This is a genomic window from Micromonospora sp. NPDC050187 (genome assembly GCF_044459745.1).
GTDB lineage: Bacteria > Actinomycetota > Actinomycetes > Mycobacteriales > Micromonosporaceae > Micromonospora.
Map to the genome: position 1 here is coordinate 1 of NZ_JBITJH010000034.1, position 23,983 is coordinate 23,983.

Sequence of the window (23,983 nt, forward strand, 5' to 3'; positions counted from 1 at the left end):
ACCACCAACGACGTCTACGTCGGACTCTCCACCGGCACCACCTTCCAACCCGGAACCAAATGGCACGACTACTTCGGCCTCAACGGCGAAACCACTCTCTGAGCCGACGGCCGTCGTCCCCACCGGGTCCGGTGGGGACAACGGGCGGGTCCGACCACGGCCGACCGGAGCGGGGTGAGGGCCCGCACCACCGGAACACGCCGCTGCGGGACGCGCGGGAGGGGCCACGAAAAAAGGGAGAGGCTGTGAAAAGGGAGAGGCCGCCACGGGGGGAGCGGCCTCTCCGCAAACTACGGTACTCCGTCGCGGGCCTTCTGTCCTCCCGCACCGGGCAGGTTTTCCACCCGGGATCGAGGGCGACATCTCAGTCGCGGGTGTGGTGGGGCGGCCCCGGGGCGCCCCGCCCGCCCCCCCCCCCCCCCCCCCCGGCGGGGGGGGCGGCCCCCCCCCCCGGCCCCCCCCCCCCCCGCCGGCCCCGGCCGCACCCCCAATGCAGCCCGGCGGCGGGGGGGGCCGTCGGCCCCGCCCCCCCGGGGGTGGTTCCCCCCCGGGTAGGGTGGGCCACCCCGCCGGGGGGGGGGGGGGGGGCGGGCGGGGGCCCCCCCGCCCCCCCCACCACCGACCGACCACGGGAGTCGGGCGTCCCGCGCGGACCGGGCCACTATCCCCTCGTCGGCCCGGTCAGGCTCCCGAATGGACGCCGTCCGTTCGGGAGGACCGGTCACCCGGGCAGACGCCTCGACGCCGGCCCGGGTGCGGTGGGTCAGCCGTTCGGGAACAGGTGGCCGTAGTCGGCGTACGCCATGGCGACGTCGGCCTGTGCCCAGAACCGGTGGTAGTTGAACGTGGGCTCCGGGCCGCCCTTCAGGTACGCCTCGACCTTGGGCCAGTCGGGGTCGTTCTTGTAGAAGGACCGGATGTCCACGAAGCTCTTGCCGGGGGCGATCACGTCACCGTTGGCCATCTTGCCGGTCCAGCCCTGCGGGACGTAGAGGCCCTGGCCGGTGCTGGCGTCGTAGACGTCGTCGAAGCGCCGGTAGTCGCCACGCTTCTCCGGCATCGAGACGCCCTTGGCGTCGCTGGCCGCGTGCAGCGCGTCCAGCAGGCCCTTGGCGGTGTTCTTGGCCGCCACGTTGCCCGACTTGGCCGCGTACGCGATCAGCGTGCGGGCGTAGGCGGCGGCGACGCCGACGTCCTGACCCTTGACGGTGACCTCGACGTGCAGGTTGGTGTTCGGCTGCGGGCTGGTCGGGTTCCAGTTGTTCGGCTGGCCGGTCCACTTCATGTCCGACGGGATCGACCAGTTGGTGCCGACGGTGGTGTTGGCGATGGCCCACGGCACCCACTTGTCGAGCAGCGCCTTGGCCTTGGTGTTGCCGGTGACCAGGTACAGCTCGGCGATTCGCTGCATCGACCAGGCCTGCATGCCGAACCACTGGTTCGACGGCGGGTCGTTGTAGACCGGGTCGACATCGTAGTACATGCCGTAGAAGGTGGCGGTGCCGGCCGGCGGCTGGCCGTAGTGGCCGCCCCAGCTGTTGGTCGCGCCACCGGCGATGCCGCCCTCGGCGGACTGGAGCCAGGTGTAGAACTCCAGCTGCCGCTCGAAGCTCTTCTCCCAGTCCGTGGTAGCGGTCGGGGACTTCGGCTTGAGCTCGTTGACGTTGGTCAACGCCCAGGCCGCGAACGGGTTCTGGTAGCCGAAGTGGTTGTGGCTGGAGCCGATCCGCCACGACCAGTTCTGGTTTGCCTCGTACGCGCCGCCCCAGGCGTAGTACCAGGACATCAGGTAGTGCGCCGAGTCCTTGCCGGAGCCGGCCGGGCAGGTGGAGGCACCGACGCAGTTGCCGATCTTCTTGAAGTACTTGTCGAACATGGAGTACCGCAGGTAGTCGCCCATCTTGGCGGCCTTGGCCACGGTGGCCGCCACGTCGGCCGCCTTGCCCTGCTCCTTGGCCCAGGTCAGGGCCCAGTACGCGGCCTGCACGGCGCGGGCGTCGGCGTCCGGCGCGTTGGTGTACTTCCACTGCTTGGCCGGGGCGTTCTGCTCCTTGACGAACAGGTCCAGGTAGCCGTACTGGCCGCCGTGCTTGAAGGTGTCGCAGGACGGCTGCGGGACGGTCTCCCAGACCGACTCCTGGGTGCCGCGCTGGAAGGTGTTGATGTACGCCGGCTTCGTGGTGCCGTCGCCGCACCGGCCGTAGCCGTAGACGTTGTCCACGTCGAGCAGCCAGTGCATGCCGTAGATGTCGCCGGTGCCGTAGGTGGACTGGAGCTCGCCCCGCAGCGGATCCTGGCCGACCGGGACGTTCGGTTCCAGCGCCGACGGGTACTGGCTGGGCAGGTCGTGCTCGGCGGCGTACTGGGCCGTGCCGGGCGAGCCGGCGGTGGGCTGGTCGGCGTGCGACGGGATGATGTACTTCTCCATCACCGTCCAGGCGTTGTTGAACGGGGCCCAGTTCTGGGTGACCCGGCCGTAGTTGGCCTCCAGCCAGAGCCAGAAGCTGAACGCCTCGCTGGTGGTCTCGTGCCCGTGGTCGGGCGCCTCGACGATCAGCGTCTCGATGGAGTGGTACGGCACGCCCTCGGGGCTGAAGTACCCCGAGTTCTTGATCTTGCCGTACTGCTCGAGGAACCGCGCCACCCAGGTGTTGTCGCCGCCCGGGGTGTCGTTGTCGATCTCGGTCGCGGTGATCGCCAGCGGGGCGTAGCCGGTCGCCGAGGCGGTGATGGTGGCGGTGCCCCCGGCGGTGTCGGAGTCCTCGGCCGCGCTGACCGCGACGTTGACGCCGGTGTTCCAGTTGCTCGGGGTCAGCGTCACCGAGGTCGGGGCGACGCTGACGTCCGTGTCGCCGGTGCGGGTGAGGGTCACCGGCACGTTCGCCGACGGCAGGCCGCTGAGCTTGAGGTTGACCGAGGAACTGCCGCCCTCGTTCACGCTCACCGCCGACGGGGTGGCCACCAGCACCGGGCCGCTGCCCGGGGAGACCGTGAACGCCTTCTCGGCGGTCGCGGTCAGGTTGGCGTTGTCGTACGCCTTGGCCTGGACGGTGTAGCTGCCGACCGGCAGGTCCTCCAGGGTGTAGCCGTACGGGGCGGTGGTGTCGGTGTTGACCAGCAGGCCGTTGCGGTAGAACTCGACCTTGCTGATGGTGCCGTCCGGGTCGCTGGCGGTCGCGGTCAACGGCACGTCGGCCGGGGCCACGAACGGACCGGACGGCACGGACAGCGCCACCGTCGGCGGCTGCTGCGTGGTGCCGCCACAGGTCACCCCGTTGATCGAGAACGAGGTGGGCTTGGTGTTGGTGCCGGTGTGGGTGCCGTTGAAACCGATGCTGGTGGATCCGCCGGTCGGGATGCTGCCGTTGTACGACTCGTTGACGGCGGTCACCTCGGTGCCGGACTGGCTCCACCGGGCCGACCAGCCCTGGACGAGCTGCTGACCGGAGGGGAAGTTGAACTTCAACGTCCAGCCGTTCATCGCGTCACCGAGGTTCTTGATGGTGACGTTGGCGGTGAAGCCGTTGTTCCAGTCGCTGGTCGCGTAGACCACGTCGCAGGCCGGTGCGGCCTGCGCGACGCCGGCCGGCAGGGCGACCCCGCCGATGGCCAGCGTGGTGGCGGCGAGCATCGCCGTGCGGCGACGTCTGGCCAGTTGTCTCATGTGCGCGATGTCTCCTCGGACCAGGCCGGGGCCGGTGGGCCCGCGGCGGGCGCCTCCACGCGACGGGTGCGCGGGGGGTGGGAGGCGCGGTGATGGGGGTCGGCCCGCCCGGACCGGGCTGCGGGGACGACGAGCTGCTCGCTCGACGTGCCCCGTCGGGGTGCCGTCCGGTCGAGAAGACCGGCTGCCCTCGGCGACCCGCACTCGCGCGTTCTGACTCCGCGGTAGTCGCAGTCTGGCATGGGAGCGCTCCCGTAACAAGACCGGGAGTGAACGCCCGATGACCGGGTCGCGTCGCCGCAGGTAGACGGCCCAAAATGTTTCGATCTCATTTTGGGTCTTTCACAAACCGGTGACGGGCGTTACAGTCGGCAGCATCATCGATGGGAGCGCTTCCATCGATGATGCTCACGCACTACTCGTCCACTCCGGACCGTTCTCCCGGGAACGGACCGGTGCCAGCCCGGAAGGGCTGACGGCGGGCCAGCCCGGACTCCGCCGTCAGCCGAATCCCATCCACTGTGAAGGGAGGTGGAACCAGAGCCACTCGCGTGGCCCGGCTCCCGCGCGGCACGTACGACAGGACGCCCATTCCGCTCGTACGTGCACATGCACCAGATGTGGGGACGGGGGTTGCCCTCCCCGTCCCCACACACTAGACCCACACCCACCAAGGGAAAAGAGGCCGACGGGACTGGCGCTTGCGCCGCCCGGACGGCCTCGTTCGCTGTCGGCGCCCGGATCCGCCCCGCACGACCCGGTGACGCCGTGATCCCCGCCCCGCCCCCGCCCGCCGCGACCAGCACCGGAGCCCCCGGACCGCAGCGCGGCCGACTCACCCTGCCCTATGCTGGGAGCGCTCCCGGCCGCTCGGTGGCGGGGCCCGCATCCACGAGGAGAACGTCCTATGTCGATAGTCACGCAGCGCCCGTCACACGGCGCCGCCCCCACCGGCGCCGCCGGAGCCGAGCTGACCGCCACCCCGGTCACCCCGGCGGCCACCGATCCCGCCGGGGACGCCCCTCTCCCGGATGCCGCCCCGGGCACCGCCACCTCCGTCGGTGGCCGCCCGATCCCGCACACCGCCGCCGACGCCCGGCTCGGCCTGGAGTTCCCACCGGACTTCGGCTGGGGCGCGGCGACGTCGGCGTACCAGATCGAGGGCGCGGCCAAGGACGACGGCCGGGGCGAATCGATCTGGGACACCTTCAGTCGCGCCCCCGGCCGCACCCACGGCGGCGACACCGGCGACGTCGCCGCCGACCACTACCACCGCTACCCCGCCGACCTGGACCTGATGCGCGACCTCGGGCTGCGCAGCTACCGCTTCTCGATCGCCTGGCCGCGGGTCCAGCCCGACGGCACCGGGGCACCCAACCAGCGTGGTCTCGACTTCTACCGACGTCTCCTCGACGGCATGCACGAGCGGGGCATCGCCCCGATGGCCACCCTCTACCACTGGGACCTCCCGCAGGCGCTCCAGGACACCGGCGGCTGGGAGAACCGGGACACCGCCCTCCGCTTCGCCGACTACGCGCGCACCGTCTTCGACGCGCTCGGCGACCGGGTCCCCACCTGGCTGACCGTCAACGAGCCCAAGACCGTGGTCCAGAACGGCTACCTCATCGGTCACCACGCCCCCGGCCGGCAGGACAGCGACGCCGCCTACCTGGTCGCCCACCACCTCCAGCTCGCCCACGGCCTCGCCGTCCGGCAGCTGCGCGCCACCGGCAGCGGCAGCCGGATCGGCCCCGCGCTCAACCTGCACCCGTGCTACCCGGCCGACGACTCCACCGCCACCGCCACGGCGACCCGCCTCTACGACGGGTACGAGAACCGTCTTTACCTCGACCCGATCTTCACCGGCAGCTACCCGGCCGACGTCCTGGCCGACCTCGGCCCGGACAGCCGGCTCGTCCGCGGCATCCGTGACGGCGACCTGGAGACCATCGCCAGCCCGGTGGACCTGCTGGCGGTGCAGTACTACACCCCGATCTACGTCACCGCGACCGGCGGCACCGAGCGGCGCTGGCCCACCTCGGTGGCGGCCTGGCAGCAGATCTTCCCCGACGGGATGTACGACATCCTCACCCGGGTCACCCGCGACTACGGCCCGGTGCCGATCACCGTCACCGAGAACGGCCTGCCCACCCCCGACGCCCTCACCGCCGACGACACCGTCGACGACGCCGGTCGGGTCTCGTTCCTCCGGGACCACCTCGCCGCCGTCCACCGCGCCATCGCCGCCGGGGTGCCGCTGGAGAGCTACCACGTGTGGTCGCTGATGGACAACTTCGAGTGGGAGCAGGGCTACGCCCAGCGGTGGGGCCTGGTCTACGTCGACTACCCCACCCAGCGGCGCGTCCTCAAGCGCAGCGCCCACTGGTACCGCCAGGTGATCGCCGACAACGCGATCTGACCGCGTGCCGTGGGGACGGGCCCGGCGGAACAGGCCGACGGGCCCGTCGTGGCGACCCCGCCCATGGCCGCCGGGCCGGCGTACGGCACGAGCACCGACCCCGGCCACGGCCACCGGGCCGGCGTACGGCACGAGCACCGACGCCGGCCCGCCGCCCGTCAGCGCGGCAGCGCCTGCTGCAACTCCGCCCGCAGCGCCGGTGTCAACATCTCCCCCGTCTGCTTGGCCAGCCGGGCCATCTCGTACCCCACCACGCCGATGTCCGCGTCCCCCGCCGCCAGGGTGGCCAGGATCGAGCCGTCGCGGATCTGCATGACGAGGAAGTAGCCCCGCCCCATCTCCACCACCGTCTGCTTGACGATGTCGCCGTCGAACATCTGGGCCGCCCCGGCCGCGATGCTCATCAGCCCGGAGGTCACCGCGGCCAGCTTGTCGGCGTGGTCCCGGGGCAGGTGGTCGGAGATCGCCACCAGCAACCCGTCGGAGGAGACCACGATCGCGTGCGCGACACCCGGCACCCGCTCTGTGAACGCGCTGACCAGCCAGTTCAGGTCACGTGCCTCTTGACTCAGCGTCATCGATGTTGCTCCCCTTCGCTGCGTAAGCCGGGCGGGGGCACCGGGATCTCCCGGGTGTCGTCCGGCATGGTGATCTCCCTGGTGTCGTCCTCGGCCTCGGCCCGGCGTACCCCGCTGTAGAGCCGGGACAGCATGCCGCCGACCGCCTCCGGATCCGGTTCGTGCCGCGGCGCCGGCGCGGCCGGCTGCGCCGACCGGGTCACCGCGGCGAGCTGCGCCATCGGCACCCGCACCGGTAGACCGCGCGCGTTGACCCCACCGGTCACCGGGGTCGCCGGCGGCGCGGGCTTCCCCACCCCCGACGCGGTGGCCGGCGGACCCTTCCGTGACCACCAGCTGCTCGTCTGCGACGCCGCCGAACCGGTCCCCGGGTCGAGGACGTCCTCCGCCCGCGTCGGCACCGGCCGCGGCCCGGCCGGCTGGTCCGGCCGCCGCCCCGCGACCGGCAACCCGACCCGACCGACGGCGTCGGCGGCCGTACCCGTGCTCGCACCGGCCCGCCGGGCCATCGGGCCCGCGCCCACCGCGCCGGCCACCGCGGCGGTCAGCATCCGCCGTGACGCCGGGGCGTGCACGTCCCGCTCCGGTGGCGGCGCCAACAGCACCGCCGGCAGCATCACCCGGGCGACCAGTCCCTCCGGCGCGCCATCGCAGAGGCGGACATCGATGTCGTGCCGGGCCGCCAGGTGCCCCACCACGAACAGTCCCATCCGCTCGGACGCCGCCACGTCGGCCGGCGGCGGACTCGCCAGCAGCCGGTTCGTCTGCGCCAGCACCGACGGGCTCATGCCCAGCCCCTCGTCGGCGATCTCGACGACCGCGCCGCCGGCCACCGCGCGGACGGTCACCCGCACCACCGTGTCCGGCCGGGAGAAGGCGGTGGCGTTCTCCAGCAGCTCGGCCAGCAGGTGCACCAGCTCCCCCACCACGTGCCCGACGACGTACAGGTCGGCCACGGAGTCGTGCCGCACCCGCTGGTACTGCTCGATCTCGGCACCGGCGGCGAGCAGCACCGACCCCAGCCCGACGGGCCGGTTCCACCGGCGACGGGTCTCCGAGCCGGAGAGCACCAGCAGGCTCTCGTCGTTACGGCGCATCCGCGCGGCAAGGTGGTCCAACTTGAACAGGTTCTCCAGCTGGTCCGGGTCGCTCTCCTCCCGTTCCAGCTCGTCCAGCAGCTCCAACTGCCGCTCGACCAGGACCTGGCTGCGCCGGGCCAGGTTGACGAACATGGCGTTGACGTTGCGACGCATCGTCGCCTGTTCCATCGCGACGCTGACCGCGCTCCGGTGCACCGCGACGAACGCCTCGGCCAGCTCGCCGATCTCGTCGAGCGAACGGACCACCGCCGGGGCGACCTCGATCTCGGGGACCCCACCGCTGACCGTACGCAGGCGTTCCAGCGTCTCGGGAAGTTCGAGCTGGGCGATCCGCAGCGCCTGCCCCCGCAGCAGCCGCATGGACCGGGCGATCGACCGGCCGATCAGCATCGAGATCAGCAACGCCACCAGCAGCACCGCGGCGATCCCACCGAGCACCAGCAGGGTCTGCCGCAGCTGCGCGCCACGCGCCTCGTCGGCCTGGGTCGCCGCGTCCTCCAGCACCCCCGCCTCGACCTGGCGCAACAGCTCGTGGCGCTGCTCGCTGGCCGCCCACCACTGGGTCGGCGGCAGGACGGCCGGGTCGGCGCCACCCACCGGCAGGCTCTGCTCCTCCAGCCGCGTCGCCGACACGAACGCCGGGTCCAGCGAGGTCTGGTCGTACCGGCGGATCTGGTCCGCGGTCGCCACCACCCGGAAGGCGCCCAGCGCGGTGAGCTGCTGGGCCCGCAGGTCGGTCAGGAGGACCTGGTCCTCCGGGCCGTACCGGCCGGCACGACCGGCGACGTAGAGCTGCGCCCGGATCCGGGCGGAGAGCTCCTTGACCCGGGCCAGCTGCACGTAACGCAGCACCGCGTCGCTGAGCGCGGGCGCGTCCGGACCCGGCGACGGCTCGGCCAGCAGGTTGAGCAGCTCGTCGATGAGCCGGTGGTAGTTGCCCAGGATCGTCCCGCTGCTGAGCACGCCCGGGGCGATCGCCGAACGGATGTAGACCACCTGCTCGTAGGCCTCCAGGACCTCCGAGTACGTCACCCGCCACGCCGCGTCGGCGTCCGCCAGCGGTTCGGCGGCCAGCCGGAGCCGCTGCATCGCCGCGTCCGTCGCGGCCTGCAACGGCTTCAGCGTCGCCACCGGGTCGCTGCGCACCGTCTCCGCCCCGGTCACCCGCATGCCGGCCAGCTCACCGGCGGTGCGGTCCCGTTCCTGCTGGAGCTGGTGCGCCACGTCGGTGATCTCCCGACCGATGGTCACCTGCTCGGCGAACCCGTTGAGCACACCGGCCTGACCGACCAGGCCCCGGGTCTGCACCCCGGCCAGCACGAGGAACGCCACCGACGGGATGAGCAGCACGGCGGCGAGCTTGCTCCGCATCCGCCAGTCCCGCAGGCGGAACGGGGATCGACGCCGGTGCGGTACCACCCGAACGTCGAGTCGGCGGCGGCGGTGATTGGACACCGCGCTCTCCGCCGGGTGCGGCCCCGTCCCCACACACGCCTCCTAGGTGCCTCGCGTCCGCCGCGAGCCGGGGAGCGGAGTCCATCCAACCAGGCCAGAACATACTGTCAACGGTCCAGCCGAACGACGGACTCAGGGACGTGATCCTCCTGCCGGCCCCGGTGATCGCCGATCATCCGTCCGGCCGATGACCGTCGGGTCGGCCGGATCCGCCAACCGGCCGAGGGCGACCAGGGCAGCGCCCGTCGCACCGATCTCCGGGTTCGGTTCGTGCCCCACCGGACGGGGGGCGAGCGCGGCGGCGAAGGCCCGCCGCCACCAGGCCGACGCGGTCACCGCTCCCCCACCGAGCACCACCTCCACCGGGCCGTGCACAGTGGACTCGATCTCGCCTAGGTCGCGGGCGACCTGGGCGCAGACCCCGACCATCAGGCCGGCCAGGATCTCCACCGCCGTGGTCGAGAAGGACAGTCCGTGCAGCGTCCCCGTGCCGGCCGGGGCGAGGCCGGGCGGCCGGTCACCGCCGAACCGGGGGTCGGCCGGCACGCCGCCGCCCGGCGGCAGCCGGTCCAGCGCGGCACCCAGCTCCGCACCCTCCGGCAGGCGCAGCTCCCGGCTCGCCCAGGCGAACAGGTTGCCACCGGAGGAGTACGCGGCACCGGTCACCACGTGGTCGTGGTCGACCCGGTAGCGCCACAGCCGCTCGGGCAGGGGCGGCAGCGGTGCGCCCGCCGGGATTCGCTGGACCAGCCGCACCGCCGCGGACGTCCCGACCGTCACCGCGGCCCGTCGCGGGTCGACGCAGCCCGACCCGACGTTGGACGCCGCGCCGTCACCGATCGGCGCGCTCCACGCCGCCCCGGCCAGCCCCGGCCAGCGCCGGGCGAACTCCGGCAGCAGCCGCCCCCGCCAACCGGCCGGGGCGAGCGCCGGCAACTCCCCGGGCCGGACCCCGGCCAGCTCGCACGCCTCGGCGTCCCAGACGAGACCGCGCAGGTCGAGCAGGCCCGTGCCGGACGCCTGCGACACGGACATCGGCACCTCGCCGAGGAGCGCGCCGAGGACGTACTCGGCCAGCCCGACGAACCGGGCCGCCGGCGCCCGGTCCCGCAGCCAGGGCAGACGCACGGTCCAGTAGCAGCGGTGCCACCAGGTGCCGGTGCGCTGGTGGAAGGCGTCGGCGTCGGTTGGCCCCGACCGGCCCACGGCCGGCTCCGGACGGGTGTCCAGCCAGGTCAGCACCGGCCCGAGCGGCTCACCGGCGGCGTCCAGCGGCAGCACCGAGTGCCACTGTGCGGAGATCGCGACCAGACCGACGTCGCGCAGGTGTCCGGCGGCCTGCAACTCGTCCAGGCACTCGACGAGGCAGGCCAGGTAGCCGGGGCCGTCCAGCGTGCCCGCGCCGTCGTCGTCGACCGCGAGCCGCATCTTGCGTCGGGCCAGCGCGCCGGGCAGCGGGACGGTCCGCTCGTCGAGCACGAGCCCGCGCACCGACGAGGTGCCCAGGTCCAGAGCGAGAATGTTCATCGCCGGTCACCGTACCCAACCCGTCACCTGCCGAAGCCCGTACGGGACGCCCCGCACCGTCCGTCCGACGTCCCGTCCGTGGGGCGGCCCCCCCGGCCGCGCCCCGCCGGGTCGCCGGAGCCTTCCCCGCCGCCCCCGCCAGCGCGTAGGCTGACGGACGTGACCGCGCACCTGACCTCCTGGTGGCCCGCCGACCCGGCGGTCCCCCAGCGCGGATAACTTCCCGTGGCCGCCCCCGAGGCGGCCACCGGTGCTCCCGCCGGCCTACGGACGCCCACGGGCGGCCACCCGGCCCGAGGAGACACCACCGATGACCGACCTCACCGCCCTGACCGCCGTCGTGGCCGCCGGCGGCGATCCCGGCCCGTTCGCGCTGCTGCGCCGCGCGGACGGCGACCACCTGGACCTGTTCACCGGCACGGTACGCCCGGTCGGGCGGCTCGCCGACGTCCCGCTGCCCGACGACGGCCCCGGTCCCCGCACCCTCGCCCTGGTTCCGTACCGGCAGGTCACCGAGCGGGGCTTCGCCTGCGTCGACGACGGCACCCCGCTGGAGTGCCTGGAGATCACCGGACAGGGACGCAGCACGCTGACCGAGGCGCTGCGCGCCCTGCCGGACGCCCCGGTGGTCACCTCCGGGGCGGCCTTCGACCTCGACGACGAGGAGTACGCCGCCATCGTCGAGCGGGTGCTGCGCGAGGAGATCGGGCGCGGCGAGGGGGCGAACTTCGTCGTCCACCGCACCCTGCGGGCCCGGGTGCAGGGACCGCCCCTGGTGGCGGGGCTGGCGGCGCTGCGCCGGCTGCTGGTGGCCGAACGGGGCGCGTACTGGACCTTCCTGGTGCACACCGGCACCCGGACCCTGGTCGGCGCCACCCCGGAGCGGCACGTCAGCGTGGACGACGGGCTGGTGATGATGAATCCGATCAGCGGCACCTTCCGCTACACCGGCGGGATCGCCGACCGGGACGCGCTACTGCGGTTCCTCGCCGACGACAAGGAGGTCGAGGAGCTGTACATGGTGCTCGACGAGGAACTGAAGATGATGGCCACCGTCGCCGAACAGGGCGGCCAGGTCGTCGGGCCGTACCTGAAGGAGATGACCCACCTCGCGCACACCGAGTACCTGCTCGCCGGCCGGGGCACCCGGGACGTCCGCGAGGTGCTGCGGGAGACGATGTTCGCGCCGACCGTCACCGGCAGCCCGATCGAGAACGCCTGCCGGGTCATCGCGCGGCACGAGCGCACCGGCCGCCGCTACTACGCCGGCGTGCTGGCGCTGCTCGGCCGGGACGCCACGGGACGGCAGACGCTGGACGCGCCGATCCTCATCCGGACCGCCGAGATCACCCCGGACGGCGAGCTGCGGGTGCCCGTCGGGGCGACGCTGGTGCGCCACTCCACGGCCGAGGGTGAGGTGGCCGAGACGCACGCCAAGGCCGCCGGGGTGCTCGCCGCGCTCGGCCTGCGCCCGGAGGCGCCGACGCCCAACCCGGAGTCGGTGACCCGCCTCGCCGACGATCCCGACGTACGCGCCGCGCTGGCTGCCCGCAACGACCGACTGGCCCGCTTCTGGCTCGACCAGCGTGCCCCGGCTCCCGTCCCGCCCCGCCACCGGGCGTTGATCGTCGACGGTGAGGACACGTTCACCGGCATGCTCGCCCATCAGCTCACCGCCCTCGGCCTCGCCGTCGAGCTGCGCCCGTGGCACCGGCCCGGCCCGCTCGACGGCCACGACCTGGTGGTGGTCGGCCCCGGCCCCGGTGACCCGCGCGCCGACGGCGACAAGATGGGGGCACTGCGGACCACGCTGCGCACCCTGCTGGACGCCGGCCGGCCGACCCTGGCGGTCTGCCTCGGCCATCAGCTCCTGTGCGGCCTGCTGGGGCTCCGGCTGCACCGTCGCCCGGCCCCCTACCAGGGCCTCCAACGGGAGGTGGCCCTGTTCGGCACCGTCGCGCAGGTGGGGTTCTACTCGACCTTCACCGCGCTGGCCGACACCGACCGGCTGGACACCGCGTACGGGCCGGTGGAGGTGGCCCGCGACGGGGCGGACGGGGCCGTGCACGCGGTACGCGGCCCGCACCTGGCCGGCGTGCAGTTCCACCCGGAGTCGGTGCTCAGCGCCGACGGCCTGACGGTGCTGGCCGACCTGCTCGGGCACCTGCTGCCGGCACCGGCGCATATGTCGCCGCGACGGGGGTAGGGCAGGACCCGACCGGTGGTTCCGGACGGGCCGAGAGCCCCCGTCCGGGCCACCGGTCGCCGGTCAGCCCGCCGTGCCCTGCCGTAGCCGGGTGGCGATCTGCACCGCGCGCTTCGCGGTCAGCGCCGTCGCCGCCAGCGCGACGTGGTCCGGGGCGACCTCGCCGTTGTTGCTGGTGTGGGAGGCGCCGTAGGGGTTCCCGGAGACGAACTGGCTGGGGTCGGTGTAGCCGGGGGTCACCACGATCCCACCCCAGTGGTAGAAGGTGGTGTACAGCGACAGCAGGGTGGCCTCCTGGCCGCCGTGCGCGGTCGCCGTGGTGCAGAAACCGGTGTAGACCTTGTCGGCCAGCGCGCCCTGCGCCCAGAGCGGCCCGGTGGTGTCGATGAACTGCTTGAGCTGCGCGGCGACCATGCCGTACCGGGTGGGCGAGCCGAAGATCACCACGTCGGCCCAGGAGAGGTCGTCGAGCTGGGCCTCGGGCACGTCCTGGGTTTCCAGGTGGTGGGCGTGCCAGCCGGAGTTCGACCGGATCGCCTCCTCGGGCGCCAGCTCGCGCACCTTGCGCAGCCGCACCTCGGCACCGGCCTCACCGGCGGCCTCGCACGCCGCCTGCGCCATCTGGTAGGTGATGCCCGTCGCGCTGTAGTAGATCACCGCGACCTTGACCTGACCGTCCATCGGGGACCCCCTCCTTCTGCTGATCAGCTCCGGCGACTACCCGGTGGTTGCGGCGTAAAACACCGCGCGGGTCACCGGGTCGGGCTGGCATGCTCGACGCCGTGCTGATCAGGGACGCCACCCCCGGGGACTGGCCGCAGATCTGGCCCTTCCTGCGGGAGATCGTCGCGGCCGGGGAGACGTACACCTGGCCCCGCGACGTGACCGAGGAGCAGGCCCGCCCGCTCTGGATGCCGCCGCCACCCGCCCGGACGGTCGTCGCGGTCGACCCGAACGGCACGGTGCTCGGCTCGGCCAAGCTCCTGCCGAACCAGGGCGGGCCGGGCACACACGTGGCCAACGCCAGCTTCATGGTCGCCCCGGCCGCCGCCGGTCGGGGCGTCGGCCGGGCACTCGGCGCGCACGTGCTCGACCTGGCCCGCGCCGAGGGCTACCGGGGCATGCAGTTCAACGCGGTGGTGGCGACCAACACCCGGGCCGTCGGGCTGTGGCGGTCCCTCGGCTTCGAGGTGGTCGGCCGGGTACCGGAGGGTTTCCGGCTTCCCGACGGCCGCTACGTCGACCTGCTGGTGATGTACCAGCGGCTCTAGTGCACAACCAACCTTGACCGTCATCGATGGATTTGTGCTCAAGTTTTCCGCAAGTTCCGCCCCGGACGACGGCTGGCCGACCGCTCCGGCGTGATGCTGCTTCCATCGGTGCCGGTCGACGTCAGTCACCGACCGGGTCGGCGAACCTGAACGGGGGATCGCGCTCCGTCAGCCCCAGTGCTGGCGTAGCGCGATCAGGGGGCACACCGCGCACACGGCACCGCCCCGCATGTCCACGCTCAGGTCCGGGTCGGCCGGAGCGTGGGCCGGTTGACCGGGCCGTCGACGGCCGCCATCGCCAGGCCGATGGCGAAGAACATCACCGACAGGTTGATGTCTGTGTAGCCGTAGAAGGGGGTCACCCCCAGGGCCACCACGGGCACCGCGCTGAGCCAGACGCCCCCGGGCGACACGGCGGTGGCCAGCCGCCGGGCCACGACGAGGAAGAACAGCACCAGCGCGAGGAACGCCGGGACGCCGTGGCTGTACATGATCAGCCAGATCTGGCCCTGCGTACCGAGCGGTTCCGCCACCTTGATGGTGTCCACGAACTGCGGGGCGCCGTATCCCAGCAGCGGTGACTCCGCGACGGCGGCGAGCGTGCGGCGGTAGATATCCAACCGGTCGGTGGTCGAGTCGGTGTTCTCCACCCGGTTGCTGATCAGGTCGCCGACCGGCACGAAGAACGTCACCAGGACGGCCAGGACCCCCACCGCCCCGATGGAGGCGATGATGCGCACGTCGCCCCGGAGCAACGCGCGCACGCCGACGTAGCACAGGCCGATGCCGACTCCCACGAACATGCCCCGGTTCAGGGTGAGGAAGGCCGGCACCAGCGCCAACGGCAGCGACACGATCAGCGCCGTCCGCATCAGACCGCGCCGGAAGGACGTGATGTACGCCAGCACGCAGGGCACCATCACCGCGAACCCGGTGCCCCAGTTGTTGGTGTACGGGTACGGCGCCGCCGTCCGGTAGTACGGGTTACGACTCAGCGGATTGTGTTCGGTCGCCTTGACGTGGGTCAGGGCCTGCACCATCCGCTCCCCCGAGATGCTGCGGGGCAGCAGCATCTCGACCGGGGTGGTCAGGGAGAGCTTCGGGGCGATCACCGCGAGCCACCCCAGGGCCACCACCGTCAGCCAGAACAGGCAGAACGGGTGGAACAACGCCTGCCACGACACCCCGCTCCGCGCGGCGTTGTAGACGTAGAGGTACACGATGAACGCCGCCACGACGAACCCGAACCGCAGCACGTAACCGACCAGCCCGTTGCCGCCGAGCCGGAGGAAACTGAGCGCCATGAGCGCCACCAGCAGGATCCACAGCGCGGACCCGCTGGGCAGGCGCACCCGGCCGTGGACCAGCAGGACCGCCGCCAGCACCACCGCCAGCGGCGCCCAGAGGAGGTAGAGCCCGCCGAGCAGCCACCAGACCAGCGCCAACCCGAACATCAGGTACAGGGGCCAGACCGGCAGGCCGGGACGGCTGGCCGGGTCGGCGTCAGGGTCGACCGGGGGCCGGGCCCCGAGTGGTGGCGTCGGGCGGGGAGCGGTCACAGGAGGCAACCTATCCCGTCCCGGACGCCGCGACGACAGGGCCGCCCGCCGGGTGGGGCGGTGCCGGCCCCCGGCTCAGCGGGGCAGCTTGTCGCGCAGGTCCGACACCCGCTGTTCCAGCCGGTCGACCGCCCCCTCGTTGTTGACGAAGGTGCTGATTCCGGCGGCCAACGCCAGTCCGAGCAGCACCGCCAGGATGCTCAGCACCAGGCCACCGATGGCGACACCGCGCCCGGTCACCCCGGGTCGGGTGGCCATCCGCAACCCGACCACGCCGAGCACGATGCCGATGATGCCGAGCACCAGGCCGACCGACGCGAGGATCGCGGTCAGCACGCTGATCAGGGCGGCGACGCCGAAGACCAGGGCGAACGTCGCCGCGGCGCTGGTCTTGGCCTCCGTCGGGCGACCGCGCGCCGACTGGTCGGGGGGCGCGGTGGTGTCCCGGACAGGACGCTTGGAGGTCGTCATGACAGTCCCTTCCTCGCACACGTCACGAACATGTCGGTGCGGCGAGTCCCCGCTCAGGCCACGCTCATGCCTCATCGGGGCCCCCGGGGCACACCGCCCCGCCGGCGTGCCGGCGGGGAAGGTGCGGATCCGTGAACCGGACCGGCGGCGGTGGGTGTGGCCCGGGGCCCCTCGGGTACGCGGGCCGTGAACCCGAGAAGGAGGACGACCATGAATCTCACCGAACAGCAGATCCGCTCGCTGTACGGCCAGGACGTCCAGGACCGGGCGGGCGCCCGCATCGGCAGCGTGGGCCAGGTGTGGGCCGACGCCGCCGGGGAGCCCACCTGGGTCAGCGTGAAGACGGGTGTCATGGGGCAGCACGAGTCGATGGCCCCGCTCACCACGGCCCGGATGGAGGAGGGCCGCCTCTCGGTCCCGTACGACAAGTCGACCGTCAAGAGCGCGCCGACCGTCGACACCGGCACCGACCAGCCGCTGGACGCCGACCAGATCGCCCAGCTCTACGCGCACTACGGCATGGGCCAGCAGCCGACTCCCAAGCCGCAGCCTCCGCCCCGACCGCAGGGGCGCCGGCAGCCGCAGGACCAGCAGGACCTCGTCCGCTCCGAGGAGCGGCTGCGGGTCGGCACGGAGAGCGAGCCGGCGGGCACCGCCCGACTGCGCAAGTACGTCGTCACCGAGGACGTGCACACCACCGTCCCGGTCGAACACGACGAGGTGCGGGTGGAGCGCACGCCGGTCACCTCGACCGACCGGGACGTGCGCCCGGACATCGGCGAGGCGGAGCGGGAGCTGACGCTGCGGCGTGAGCACCCGACGGTACGCAAGGACCAGGTCCCGGTCGAGCGGGTCCGACTGGCCCGGGACGAGGTCGTCGAGGACCAGCCGATCGACGAGCGGGTACGCCGGGAGCGGATCGACGCCGACGTCCCGGAGCCGGCCCGCCGACGCGCCTGAGCGCTTGAGCGCCCGAGCGCTTGAGCGCCCGAGCGCTTGAGCGCCCGAGCGCTTGAGCGCCGGGAGAGTTGTGAGGAGGGGCCCCCTGTTACCGCTTTCTGAGTAGCAGGGGGCCCCTCCAGGCACCTCAGCCGCTGAGCGCGCCGGCCGAGCGCCCCTCGTGCAGGGTGAGGTTGCGCCCGTTCGTGGGGTCGAACAGGTGGATCTTCTCCAGGTTGAACCAGACCCGCCGGTTCTCGCCCTCGGTCACCGTCGACTCGGCCGACAGCCGGGTCACCAGGCTGGAGCCGGCCCCCGCGAAGTCCGCGCCGGTGTCGGCGGCCAGCTCCTCCAGCTCGGCCGCGCTGGCCCGCTCCCCCTCGACGGTGAAGTAGACGTACTTGTCCGAGCCCATCGACTCGACGATGTCGACCGGAGCCTCGAACTCCATGCCCCGCCGACGGGTGTCGTCGTCGACCAGTTCGGCGTCCTCGAAGTGCTCCGGCCGGATGCCGAGAATCAGCTCCCGGGGGGCGTCGGCACCCTCCAGCTCCCGCCGCATCCGGTCACCGAGCGGCACGTCGCCCAGCGCCGTACGCAGCCCGCCGTCCTCCACCGCCGCGTGCAGGAAGTTCATCGACGGCGAGCCGATGAACCCGGCCACGAAGAGGTTGCGTGGGTGGTCGTACAGCTCCTGCGGCGGCCCCACCTGCTGGATCGCCCCACCGCGCATGATCACCACACGGTCGCCGAGGGTCATCGCCTCGGTCTGGTCGTGGGTGACGTAGACGGTGGTGGTGGCGAGCTGCTTCTGCAACCGGGAGACCACGGTGCGCATCTGCACCCGCAGCTTGGCGTCCAGGTTGGACAGCGGCTCGTCCATCAGGAACGCCTTCGGCTGCCGGACGATGGCCCGGCCCATCGCGACCCGCTGCCGCTGGCCGCCGGAGAGGTTGGCCGGCTTGCGGTCCAGCAGGGCGGTCAGCTCCAGGACCTTCGCCGCCTCCTCGACCTTCTGGTCGATGGTCTGCTTGTCCAGCTTCGCCAGCCGCAGCGGGAAGGCCATGTTCTCCCGGACGGTCATGTTCGGGTACAGCGCGTACGACTGGAACACCATCGCGATGTCCCGGTCCCGCGGGGCCTTGTCGTTGACCCGCTGGCCGCCGATGCGCAGCTCACCGGAGCTGATGTCCTCCAGCCCGGCGATCATGTTGAGGGTGGTGGACTTCCCACAGCCGGAAGGACCGACCAGGATCACGAACTCGCCGTCGGCGATCTCCAGGTCGACGTCGGAGACGGCCACGGTGCCGTCCGGGAACTTCTTGCTCACCTTGTCGAGCACGATCTCAGCCACGAGGAGTTCACCTATCCCTTGACGGCGCCGTTGGTCAGGCCGGAGACGATGCGGCGTTGGAAGAAGAGGACGAAGAGGATGATCGGAATGGTGATCATCACGGCGGCGGCGCAGATCGCCCCGGTGGGGTCCTCGAACTGCGACTCGCCGGTGAAGAAGGAGAGCGCGACCGGCACCGTACGGGACCGTTCGGTGGAGGTCAGCGAGATGGCGAAGAGGAAGTCGTTCCAGCAGAAGATGAAGACCAGGATCGCCGTGGTGAACAGCCCCGGCGCGGCCAGCGGGGCGATGACCCGCCGGAACGCCTGGGCCTGCGTCGCACCGTCCATCTTCGCCGCCTTCTCCAGGTCCCACGGGATCTGCTTGAAGAACGCCGACAGCGTGTAGATCGCCAGCGGCAGCGCGAACGTGATGTACGGCAGGATCAGCCCCGGCCAGGTGTCGAAGATGCCGAGCTGCCGTTCGATCTCGAACAGCGGCGACACCAGGGACACCTGCGGGAACATCGCGATCAGCAGGGACACCCCGACCAGCAGCCGCTTGCCCGGGAAGTCCAGCCGGGAGATCGCGTACGCGGCCATCGCGCCGAGAACCACCGCGATGAACGTGGCGATCAGGGCGATCCCGATCGAGTTGATCAACGCCCGGACGAACTGGTCGGTCTGGAAGATCGTCCGGTAGTTCTCCAGGGTCCATTCCCGGGGGATGAACTTCCCGTCGGTGAGCGTCGCCGGGGTCTTGAACGACAGCGACACGATCCACAGCACCGGGATCAGCGCGAAGACGACGACGAAGACGTCCAGCAGGCCCCAGCGCAGCTTCGCACGGGTGGTGGTGTCGACCATCTCAGCGCCTCTCCCCCTCGTCGCTGCCGGGGGCAGCGGTACCGAACAGCTTCACGAAGACGAAGGCGATGACCGCCACGGTGAGGAAGATCAGCACCGACATCGTCGATCCGATGCCGAGATTCAGCCCCCGCATCAGGTTGTTGTAGGTCAGCATCGACACCGACGAGGTCTCGTTGCCGCCCGCGGTGAGCACGTAGATGTTGTCGAAGACCCGGAACGCGTCGAGCGTGCGGAACAGCAGGGCGACCAGGATCGCCGGCTTCATCACCGGCAGCATCACCTTGGTGAACCGCTGCCAGGCGGTCGCGCCGTCGGTGGAGGCCGCCTTGAGCAGGTCGTCCGGCACCAGCGCCAGACCCGCCATCAGCAGCAGCGCCATGAACGGCGTGGTCTTCCAGATCTCGGCGAGCATGATGATCGCCAGCGAGCTGGCCCGCTCGGTCAGCGGCGCGCCCTCGCCGAACAGGTTCGCCAGGTAGCCGGTGCCGGGCGTCCAGGCGTACCGCCAGGAGAACGCGGCCACCACCGTGACGATCCCGTACGGGATCAGCGCGGAGGTCCGGACGATGCCCCGGCCGACCAGCGTCCGGTGCATCAGGATCGCCAGGCCCATACCGAGCACCAGTTCGACGGCGACCGTGACCACCGTGATCAGCATGGTCACCCCGAACGCCGTCCACCAGAACTCGTTGGTCAGCACGGTGGCGTAGTTCTCCAGCCCCACGAACTCCCGCTCGTCCGGGAACCGCAGGTCGAAGCGCTGCAACGACAACCAGACCGAGTAGAGGATCGGGTACGCGGTCACCGCGATCATGACCAGCGCGGCCGGGGCGCACAGCAGCCAGCCGAGTTTCCGTTCGGCCTTCTTGTTCTCGCTCAGCGCCGCCCGGCCCCGGCGCCCGGACCGTCCGGGATCGGCCGCGTGTCGACCGGTCTTCCCGGCGACCACCTCCGCGCCGGCCGGCGTGGTGTTGACGCTCATGCCGTCACCTCCCTGCGGTCGGCGCCGTCATGAGGTGCACCTGCGCCTCCAGTTCGCTCGCTGCGCTCGTTCACGCCGTCACCCCCCTGCGGTCGGCGCCGTCATGAGGTGCACCTGCGCCTCCAGTTCGCTCGCTGCGCTCGTTCACGCCGTCACCCCCCTGCGGTCGGCGCCGATCTGCCGCTCGCTGCGCTCGTTCACGGCAGCACCCCCTTGGACTCCAGGGCGTCGGAGACCGCCCCGCGCAACTCGTCCGCGGTCCGCTCCGGGTCGATGGCCGACGGCGGGGAGAGGATCGCCGACATGACCGTGGAGATGCTCTGGTACGCCGGGGTGAGGGGCCGGGTCGACGGCTCCTTCAGCTCCTCCAGGATCGTCTCCTTCATCGGGTACGCCTCGGCCATCTCCGGGTCGTCGTAGACCGCCTCGATGGTCGGCGGCACGCCGTCGTTGACGGCGGAGAACTTCTGGTTCTGCTCGTTGCGGATGCACTTGGCCGCGTCGAAGGACTCCTCCGGGTACTTCGAGTAGGCGCTGACCGCCATGTTGACCCCGCCGATGGTGGCCCGGCTCGGCGTGTTCGGGTCGACCCCCGGGTACCGGGCCCACTTGACCTGCTTGGCCAGCTCCGGGTCGGCCTCCTGCAACGCCGGGTAGACGAAGGGCCAGTTGACCTGGAACGCGCCGTTGCCGGACTGGAACTCCAGCCGGACCGGATCCTCCGTGGCGTTGCTGAACGACGGGGAGACCACCCCGGAGGTCGCCAGCCGCTTGAGCTGCTCCAGGGCGCGCACCGCGCCGGCGTCCATCACGGCCTTCTTGCCATCGGAGCTGACGATCTCGCCGCCCGCGCTGGCGACCATGGTGTTGTAGAGGACGACCAGGCCCTCGTACTGCGCGCCCATGGTGAGCACCTGGTGCGGCTTGCCCTGGTCCTTCAGCGCCCGGGCCTGCTCGATCATCTCGTCCCAGGTCTTCGGTGGCTGCGGCACCAGGTCGGCGCGGTACCACAGCAGCTGGACGTTGGTGTTCTTCGGCGCGGCGAAGAGCTTGTCCTCGTAACGGGCCGTCGCCAGCGGGCCCTCCAGGGTGCCCTGCTCGACCTCGGTGCGGTCCTCGCCGGTCCACTCCCGGATCCAGTCCGCGCTGGCGAACTCCTGGGTCCAGGTCACGTCGAGACCGAGCACGTCCATGCCGCTGTCCTGCGCGGCGAGCCGCCGGACCATCTGCACCCGCTGCTCGTCGGCCTGTCGGGGCAGCACCTGGTACGCGATCCGGTACCGGCCCTGCGCCTGCGCGTTGCAGTCGTCGACCACCTTCTGCAGGTTCTGCTCCGGCGGGTAGTACAGGTTGATCGTCGGCGGTCCGCCGTCCCCTCCGGAACTGCACGCGGCGGTCGGTGCCAGCAGCGTCAACGCGGTGGCCACCGCCACCGCGCGGGCCCGTGACCGGCGCCGGACGCCGACGCCGTCAGGCTCGCTCATTCGCCCCTCCCCCTCTCCTACGGCACATACCGGGGGTGGGAACCGCGCCCCGGCGCGCGGCGAGACGATGCGGGACGGCACCGGTTGCGGATCGGGGTCGTCCCGGGCGTTTCGTGGCCCCTCACTGCCCGTAACGTCCGGCGGCGAAACCTGGACGGCCCCGGTGCCCCAATAACCGGACATCCACGGACGAAACCTCGAACCTGCGGGGCGATCAGGTGCCGTCTACGCTCGGCCGATGGACGTCACCTTCTTCTTCGACCCGGCTTGCCCGCACACCTGGCGCACCTCCCGCTGGCTGGTGACCGTGGGTCAGGCCCGCGACCTGCGCATCGAGTGGCGGGCGTTCAGCCTCGCCATCCTCAACGAGGGTCGGGGCGCCCCGAGGTTCGCCGAGGCGCTCGCCGCCTCCGGCCGGGCCCTGCGGCTGGTCGAGGCGCTGCGCGCCGAGGGACGCGGCGACGACACCGCCCGCTTCTACGCCGAACTCGGCGCGCGCAGCCACGACGCCGGCAACCCGCTCTCCGACCGGGCGGTCACCGACGCCGTCGACGCGGCCGGCCTCCGGGCGGACGCGCCGGCCCTCGACGACGACCGCTGGGACGAGGCGGTACGGGAGTCGCACGCCCGCGCGTACGCCTCGGCCGGCCCGGACATCGGCTCGCCGGTGCTGACGCTGCCCGACGCCGAGCGGGGCGTGCACGGACCGATCGTGACCGAAGTGCCCGGCACCGACGAGGCCCTGCTGCTGTGGGACTCGTTGCTGCCGCTGGTGCGGATGCCCGCCTTCCACGAGATCAAGCGGGGCCGGCGGTGACCGCCGCCCCCGGCCGGGCCCCCGAGCGGATCTCCGGAGGCGGGCCGCCGCTCGCCCGGTTCAAGGACCTCTGCCTGGACGGCGTCGACCCGCACGCCCTCGGCGACTTCTGGGCCCGGATCCTCGGCGGCGACCTGGTCGACCTGCGCGACGGGGACACCCGGGTCGACGGTCGCCCCGGCCGACCCGGACCCGAGTCGATCTGGGTGAACCGGGTCCCGGAACCGCGCGTCCGCAGGACCCGGGTCCACCTGGACCTGCGGATGGACCGGTCCGACCCGGCGCATCTGCTGGCAGCCGGGGCCCGACTGGTCCACGAACCGGACGACGAGGTGGGCTGGTGGGTGCTCGCCGACCCCGACGGGAACGAATTCTGCGTCTTCCCGCCCCGACCGGACAGCACGTCCGGCCCGTTCGAGCTGGTCGTCGACGCCTGGGACGCCACCGCCCAGGCCACCTGGTGGGCCGGGGTCACCGGCGGCCGGGTCGAGCGCGACGGAGACGACACCGCCTCGGTCGTCGGCGGGGCCGGTTTTCCCTGGAGGTACTGGGTCTTCGCCCCGGTGCCGGAGCCGAAGACGGTCAAGAACCGGATGCACTGGGACGTCGATCTCACCACCGACGACTGCGCGGCGTTGCTCGACGCCGGCGCGACCCTGCTGCGCGAACCGGACGACGACATCGACTGGTGGATCCTGGCCGACCCGGAGGGCAACGAGTTCTGCGCCTTCGCCCCGCAGCGCTGACCGACGACGCTGACCGGCGACCCCACCGGCCCGATCGGTGGACGATCGCGGAATCCCCGTCCCACGCGCCCCCGGTTGGGCAGGATCCGGAGCAGAGGAGGTGCCGTCGTGCAGGACACCCACGCTCTCGCCCTCACGTTCGAGGTGGGTGGCCTGCCTCCGGTCAGGACCGAGGCCCTGTCCGTCCTCGCCGCCGGCCATCGGCAGGCCACCCGGGTCCGCGCCCTGCTCCGGGCTGCCTGCGCCGCCGCACAGCGCACCGGCTGGACCCCGCTGACCGGGCCGGTGGAGATCGACCTGACCCTGCGCTGTCCGCCCGGGCACCGCACCTCCGACGCCAGCACGCTGCTCGGCGGGATCTGCGCCGTCCTCGCGGACAAGAAGCGCGTCTCCACCATCGGCCTCGCCCACCTGGGCGTACTGGTGGACGTCGCCCTCTACACCGACGACCGACAGATCCGCCGCCTGTCGTACGCCGAACAGCCGGCGGAGGAGTTCTCGTACCGGGTAAGGGTCGCGGAGATACCGACCGTGGTTTGACCGACGCCCGCGGTGGGGTACCG

At 72.2% G+C, this 23,983-nt stretch carries 18 protein-coding genes; 7 read left to right on the plus strand and 11 right to left on the minus strand.

Annotated elements, in window-relative coordinates:
• Nucleotides 1-763 precede the first annotated feature (763 nt).
• Nucleotides 764-3,655, minus strand: a complete 2,892-nt coding sequence (locus ACIBJE_RS29720) for a glycoside hydrolase family 48 protein (protein WP_396753621.1) — start codon at nucleotides 3,653-3,655, stop codon at nucleotides 764-766.
• A gap of 916 nt (nucleotides 3,656-4,571) precedes the next feature.
• Here ACIBJE_RS29720 and ACIBJE_RS29725 point away from each other — a divergent pair.
• Nucleotides 4,572-6,083 (plus strand): GH1 family beta-glucosidase, encoded by a 1,512-nt coding sequence (locus ACIBJE_RS29725; protein WP_396753588.1) that lies wholly within the window; start codon nucleotides 4,572-4,574, stop codon nucleotides 6,081-6,083.
• Between the two features lie 158 nt (nucleotides 6,084-6,241).
• Here ACIBJE_RS29725 and ACIBJE_RS29730 read toward each other — a convergent pair whose 3' ends face one another.
• From ACIBJE_RS29730 to ACIBJE_RS29740, 3 genes are all read right to left on the minus strand, one after another.
• Nucleotides 6,242-6,655, minus strand: a complete 414-nt coding sequence (locus ACIBJE_RS29730) for a roadblock/LC7 domain-containing protein (protein WP_197701809.1) — start codon at nucleotides 6,653-6,655, stop codon at nucleotides 6,242-6,244.
• A gap of 2 nt (nucleotides 6,656-6,657) precedes the next feature.
• Nucleotides 6,658-9,132, minus strand: a complete 2,475-nt coding sequence (locus ACIBJE_RS29735) for a nitrate- and nitrite sensing domain-containing protein (RefSeq protein WP_396753589.1) — start codon at nucleotides 9,130-9,132, stop codon at nucleotides 6,658-6,660.
• Between the two features lie 216 nt (nucleotides 9,133-9,348).
• A complete protein-coding gene (locus tag ACIBJE_RS29740; protein WP_396753590.1) occupies nucleotides 9,349-10,743 on the minus strand; it encodes an FGGY family carbohydrate kinase in 1,395 nt (464 codons plus the stop codon).
• A gap of 310 nt (nucleotides 10,744-11,053) precedes the next feature.
• On the opposite strand from ACIBJE_RS29740, the gene ACIBJE_RS29745 reads away from it, so the two are divergent.
• Entirely contained in the window at nucleotides 11,054-12,949 is a 1,896-nt protein-coding gene (locus ACIBJE_RS29745) for a chorismate-binding protein (RefSeq protein WP_396753591.1), read from the plus strand.
• Between the two features lie 63 nt (nucleotides 12,950-13,012).
• Here ACIBJE_RS29745 and wrbA read toward each other — a convergent pair whose 3' ends face one another.
• On the minus strand, nucleotides 13,013-13,630 hold the full coding sequence (gene wrbA, locus ACIBJE_RS29750) for an NAD(P)H:quinone oxidoreductase (protein WP_396753592.1): 618 nt from the start codon (nucleotides 13,628-13,630) through the stop codon (nucleotides 13,013-13,015).
• Nucleotides 13,631-13,731: 101 nt separating this feature from the next.
• Between wrbA and ACIBJE_RS29755 the strand changes: the two genes are divergently transcribed.
• Nucleotides 13,732-14,220, plus strand: coding sequence for a GNAT family N-acetyltransferase (locus ACIBJE_RS29755; RefSeq protein ID WP_396753593.1), 489 nt, complete (start codon nucleotides 13,732-13,734; stop codon nucleotides 14,218-14,220).
• A gap of 239 nt (nucleotides 14,221-14,459) precedes the next feature.
• Here the strand turns inward: ACIBJE_RS29755 and ACIBJE_RS29760 are convergent, their stop codons facing one another.
• Nucleotides 14,460-15,779 carry an O-antigen ligase family protein gene (locus ACIBJE_RS29760; RefSeq protein ID WP_396753594.1) on the minus strand — a complete coding sequence of 440 codons (1,320 nt, stop codon included), beginning with the start codon at nucleotides 15,777-15,779 and terminating at the stop codon, nucleotides 14,460-14,462.
• Nucleotides 15,780-15,854: 75 nt separating this feature from the next.
• Nucleotides 15,855-16,250 carry a DUF4190 domain-containing protein gene (locus ACIBJE_RS29765; RefSeq protein ID WP_396753595.1) on the minus strand — a complete coding sequence of 132 codons (396 nt, stop codon included), beginning with the start codon at nucleotides 16,248-16,250 and terminating at the stop codon, nucleotides 15,855-15,857.
• A 210-nt stretch (nucleotides 16,251-16,460) separates the two neighbouring features.
• Between ACIBJE_RS29765 and ACIBJE_RS29770 the strand changes: the two genes are divergently transcribed.
• On the plus strand, nucleotides 16,461-17,210 hold the full coding sequence (locus ACIBJE_RS29770; RefSeq protein WP_396753596.1) for a YsnF/AvaK domain-containing protein: 750 nt from the start codon (nucleotides 16,461-16,463) through the stop codon (nucleotides 17,208-17,210).
• Nucleotides 17,211-17,337: 127 nt separating this feature from the next.
• Here the strand turns inward: ACIBJE_RS29770 and ACIBJE_RS29775 are convergent, their stop codons facing one another.
• From ACIBJE_RS29775 to ACIBJE_RS29790, 4 genes are all read right to left on the minus strand, one after another.
• Nucleotides 17,338-18,543 (minus strand): ABC transporter ATP-binding protein, encoded by a 1,206-nt coding sequence (locus ACIBJE_RS29775; protein WP_396753597.1) that lies wholly within the window; start codon nucleotides 18,541-18,543, stop codon nucleotides 17,338-17,340.
• Nucleotides 18,544-18,554: 11 nt separating this feature from the next.
• A complete protein-coding gene (locus ACIBJE_RS29780) occupies nucleotides 18,555-19,388 on the minus strand; it encodes a carbohydrate ABC transporter permease (RefSeq protein ID WP_396753598.1) in 834 nt (277 codons plus the stop codon).
• Nucleotide 19,389: 1 nt separating this feature from the next.
• Nucleotides 19,390-20,373: a carbohydrate ABC transporter permease gene (locus tag ACIBJE_RS29785; RefSeq protein ID WP_396753599.1), complete on the minus strand. Its 984-nt coding sequence runs from the start codon at nucleotides 20,371-20,373 to the stop codon at nucleotides 19,390-19,392.
• Between the two features lie 197 nt (nucleotides 20,374-20,570).
• Complete coding sequence (locus tag ACIBJE_RS29790; RefSeq protein WP_396753600.1) at nucleotides 20,571-21,857, minus strand: ABC transporter substrate-binding protein; 1,287 nt, start codon at nucleotides 21,855-21,857, stop codon at nucleotides 20,571-20,573.
• Nucleotides 21,858-22,095: 238 nt separating this feature from the next.
• Here ACIBJE_RS29790 and ACIBJE_RS29795 point away from each other — a divergent pair, with 238 nt between their 5' ends.
• The 3 genes from ACIBJE_RS29795 to ACIBJE_RS29805 all read left to right on the plus strand — a co-directional run bounded on the left by ACIBJE_RS29795 (nucleotide 22,096) and on the right by ACIBJE_RS29805 (nucleotide 23,960).
• Nucleotides 22,096-22,674, plus strand: coding sequence for a DsbA family protein (locus ACIBJE_RS29795; protein WP_396753601.1), 579 nt, complete (start codon nucleotides 22,096-22,098; stop codon nucleotides 22,672-22,674).
• Nucleotides 22,671-23,420, plus strand: coding sequence for a VOC family protein (locus tag ACIBJE_RS29800; protein ID WP_396753602.1), 750 nt, complete (start codon nucleotides 22,671-22,673; stop codon nucleotides 23,418-23,420). The genes ACIBJE_RS29795 and ACIBJE_RS29800 overlap by 4 nt, the downstream gene beginning before the upstream one ends.
• A gap of 108 nt (nucleotides 23,421-23,528) precedes the next feature.
• The gene (locus ACIBJE_RS29805; RefSeq protein WP_396753603.1) at nucleotides 23,529-23,960 is read left to right on the plus strand and encodes a hypothetical protein; all 432 of its coding nucleotides are present in this window, start codon (nucleotides 23,529-23,531) and stop codon (nucleotides 23,958-23,960) included.
• The last annotated feature ends 23 nt before the right edge of the window (nucleotides 23,961-23,983 follow it).

What these genes read in the sequence shown, in the direction of transcription:
- ACIBJE_RS29765 (WP_396753595.1), bottom strand. Translation starts at nt 16,250, where the DNA reads ATGACGACCTCCAAGCGTCCTGTCCGGGACACCACCGCGCCCCCCGAC.
- ACIBJE_RS29780 (WP_396753598.1), bottom strand. Translation starts at nt 19,388, where the DNA reads ATGGTCGACACCACCACCCGTGCGAAGCTGCGCTGGGGCCTGCTGGAC.
- ACIBJE_RS29770 (WP_396753596.1), top strand. Translation starts at nt 16,461, where the DNA reads ATGAATCTCACCGAACAGCAGATCCGCTCGCTGTACGGCCAGGACGTC.
- wrbA (WP_396753592.1), bottom strand. Translation starts at nt 13,630, where the DNA reads ATGGACGGTCAGGTCAAGGTCGCGGTGATCTACTACAGCGCGACGGGC.
- ACIBJE_RS29725 (WP_396753588.1), top strand. Translation starts at nt 4,572, where the DNA reads ATGTCGATAGTCACGCAGCGCCCGTCACACGGCGCCGCCCCCACCGGC.
- ACIBJE_RS29735 (WP_396753589.1), bottom strand. Translation starts at nt 9,132, where the DNA reads ATGCGGAGCAAGCTCGCCGCCGTGCTGCTCATCCCGTCGGTGGCGTTC.
- ACIBJE_RS29740 (WP_396753590.1), bottom strand. Translation starts at nt 10,743, where the DNA reads ATGAACATTCTCGCTCTGGACCTGGGCACCTCGTCGGTGCGCGGGCTC.
- ACIBJE_RS29795 (WP_396753601.1), top strand. Translation starts at nt 22,096, where the DNA reads ATGGACGTCACCTTCTTCTTCGACCCGGCTTGCCCGCACACCTGGCGC.
- ACIBJE_RS29790 (WP_396753600.1), bottom strand. Translation starts at nt 21,857, where the DNA reads ATGAGCGAGCCTGACGGCGTCGGCGTCCGGCGCCGGTCACGGGCCCGC.
- ACIBJE_RS29745 (WP_396753591.1), top strand. Translation starts at nt 11,054, where the DNA reads ATGACCGACCTCACCGCCCTGACCGCCGTCGTGGCCGCCGGCGGCGAT.
- ACIBJE_RS29785 (WP_396753599.1), bottom strand. Translation starts at nt 20,373, where the DNA reads ATGAGCGTCAACACCACGCCGGCCGGCGCGGAGGTGGTCGCCGGGAAG.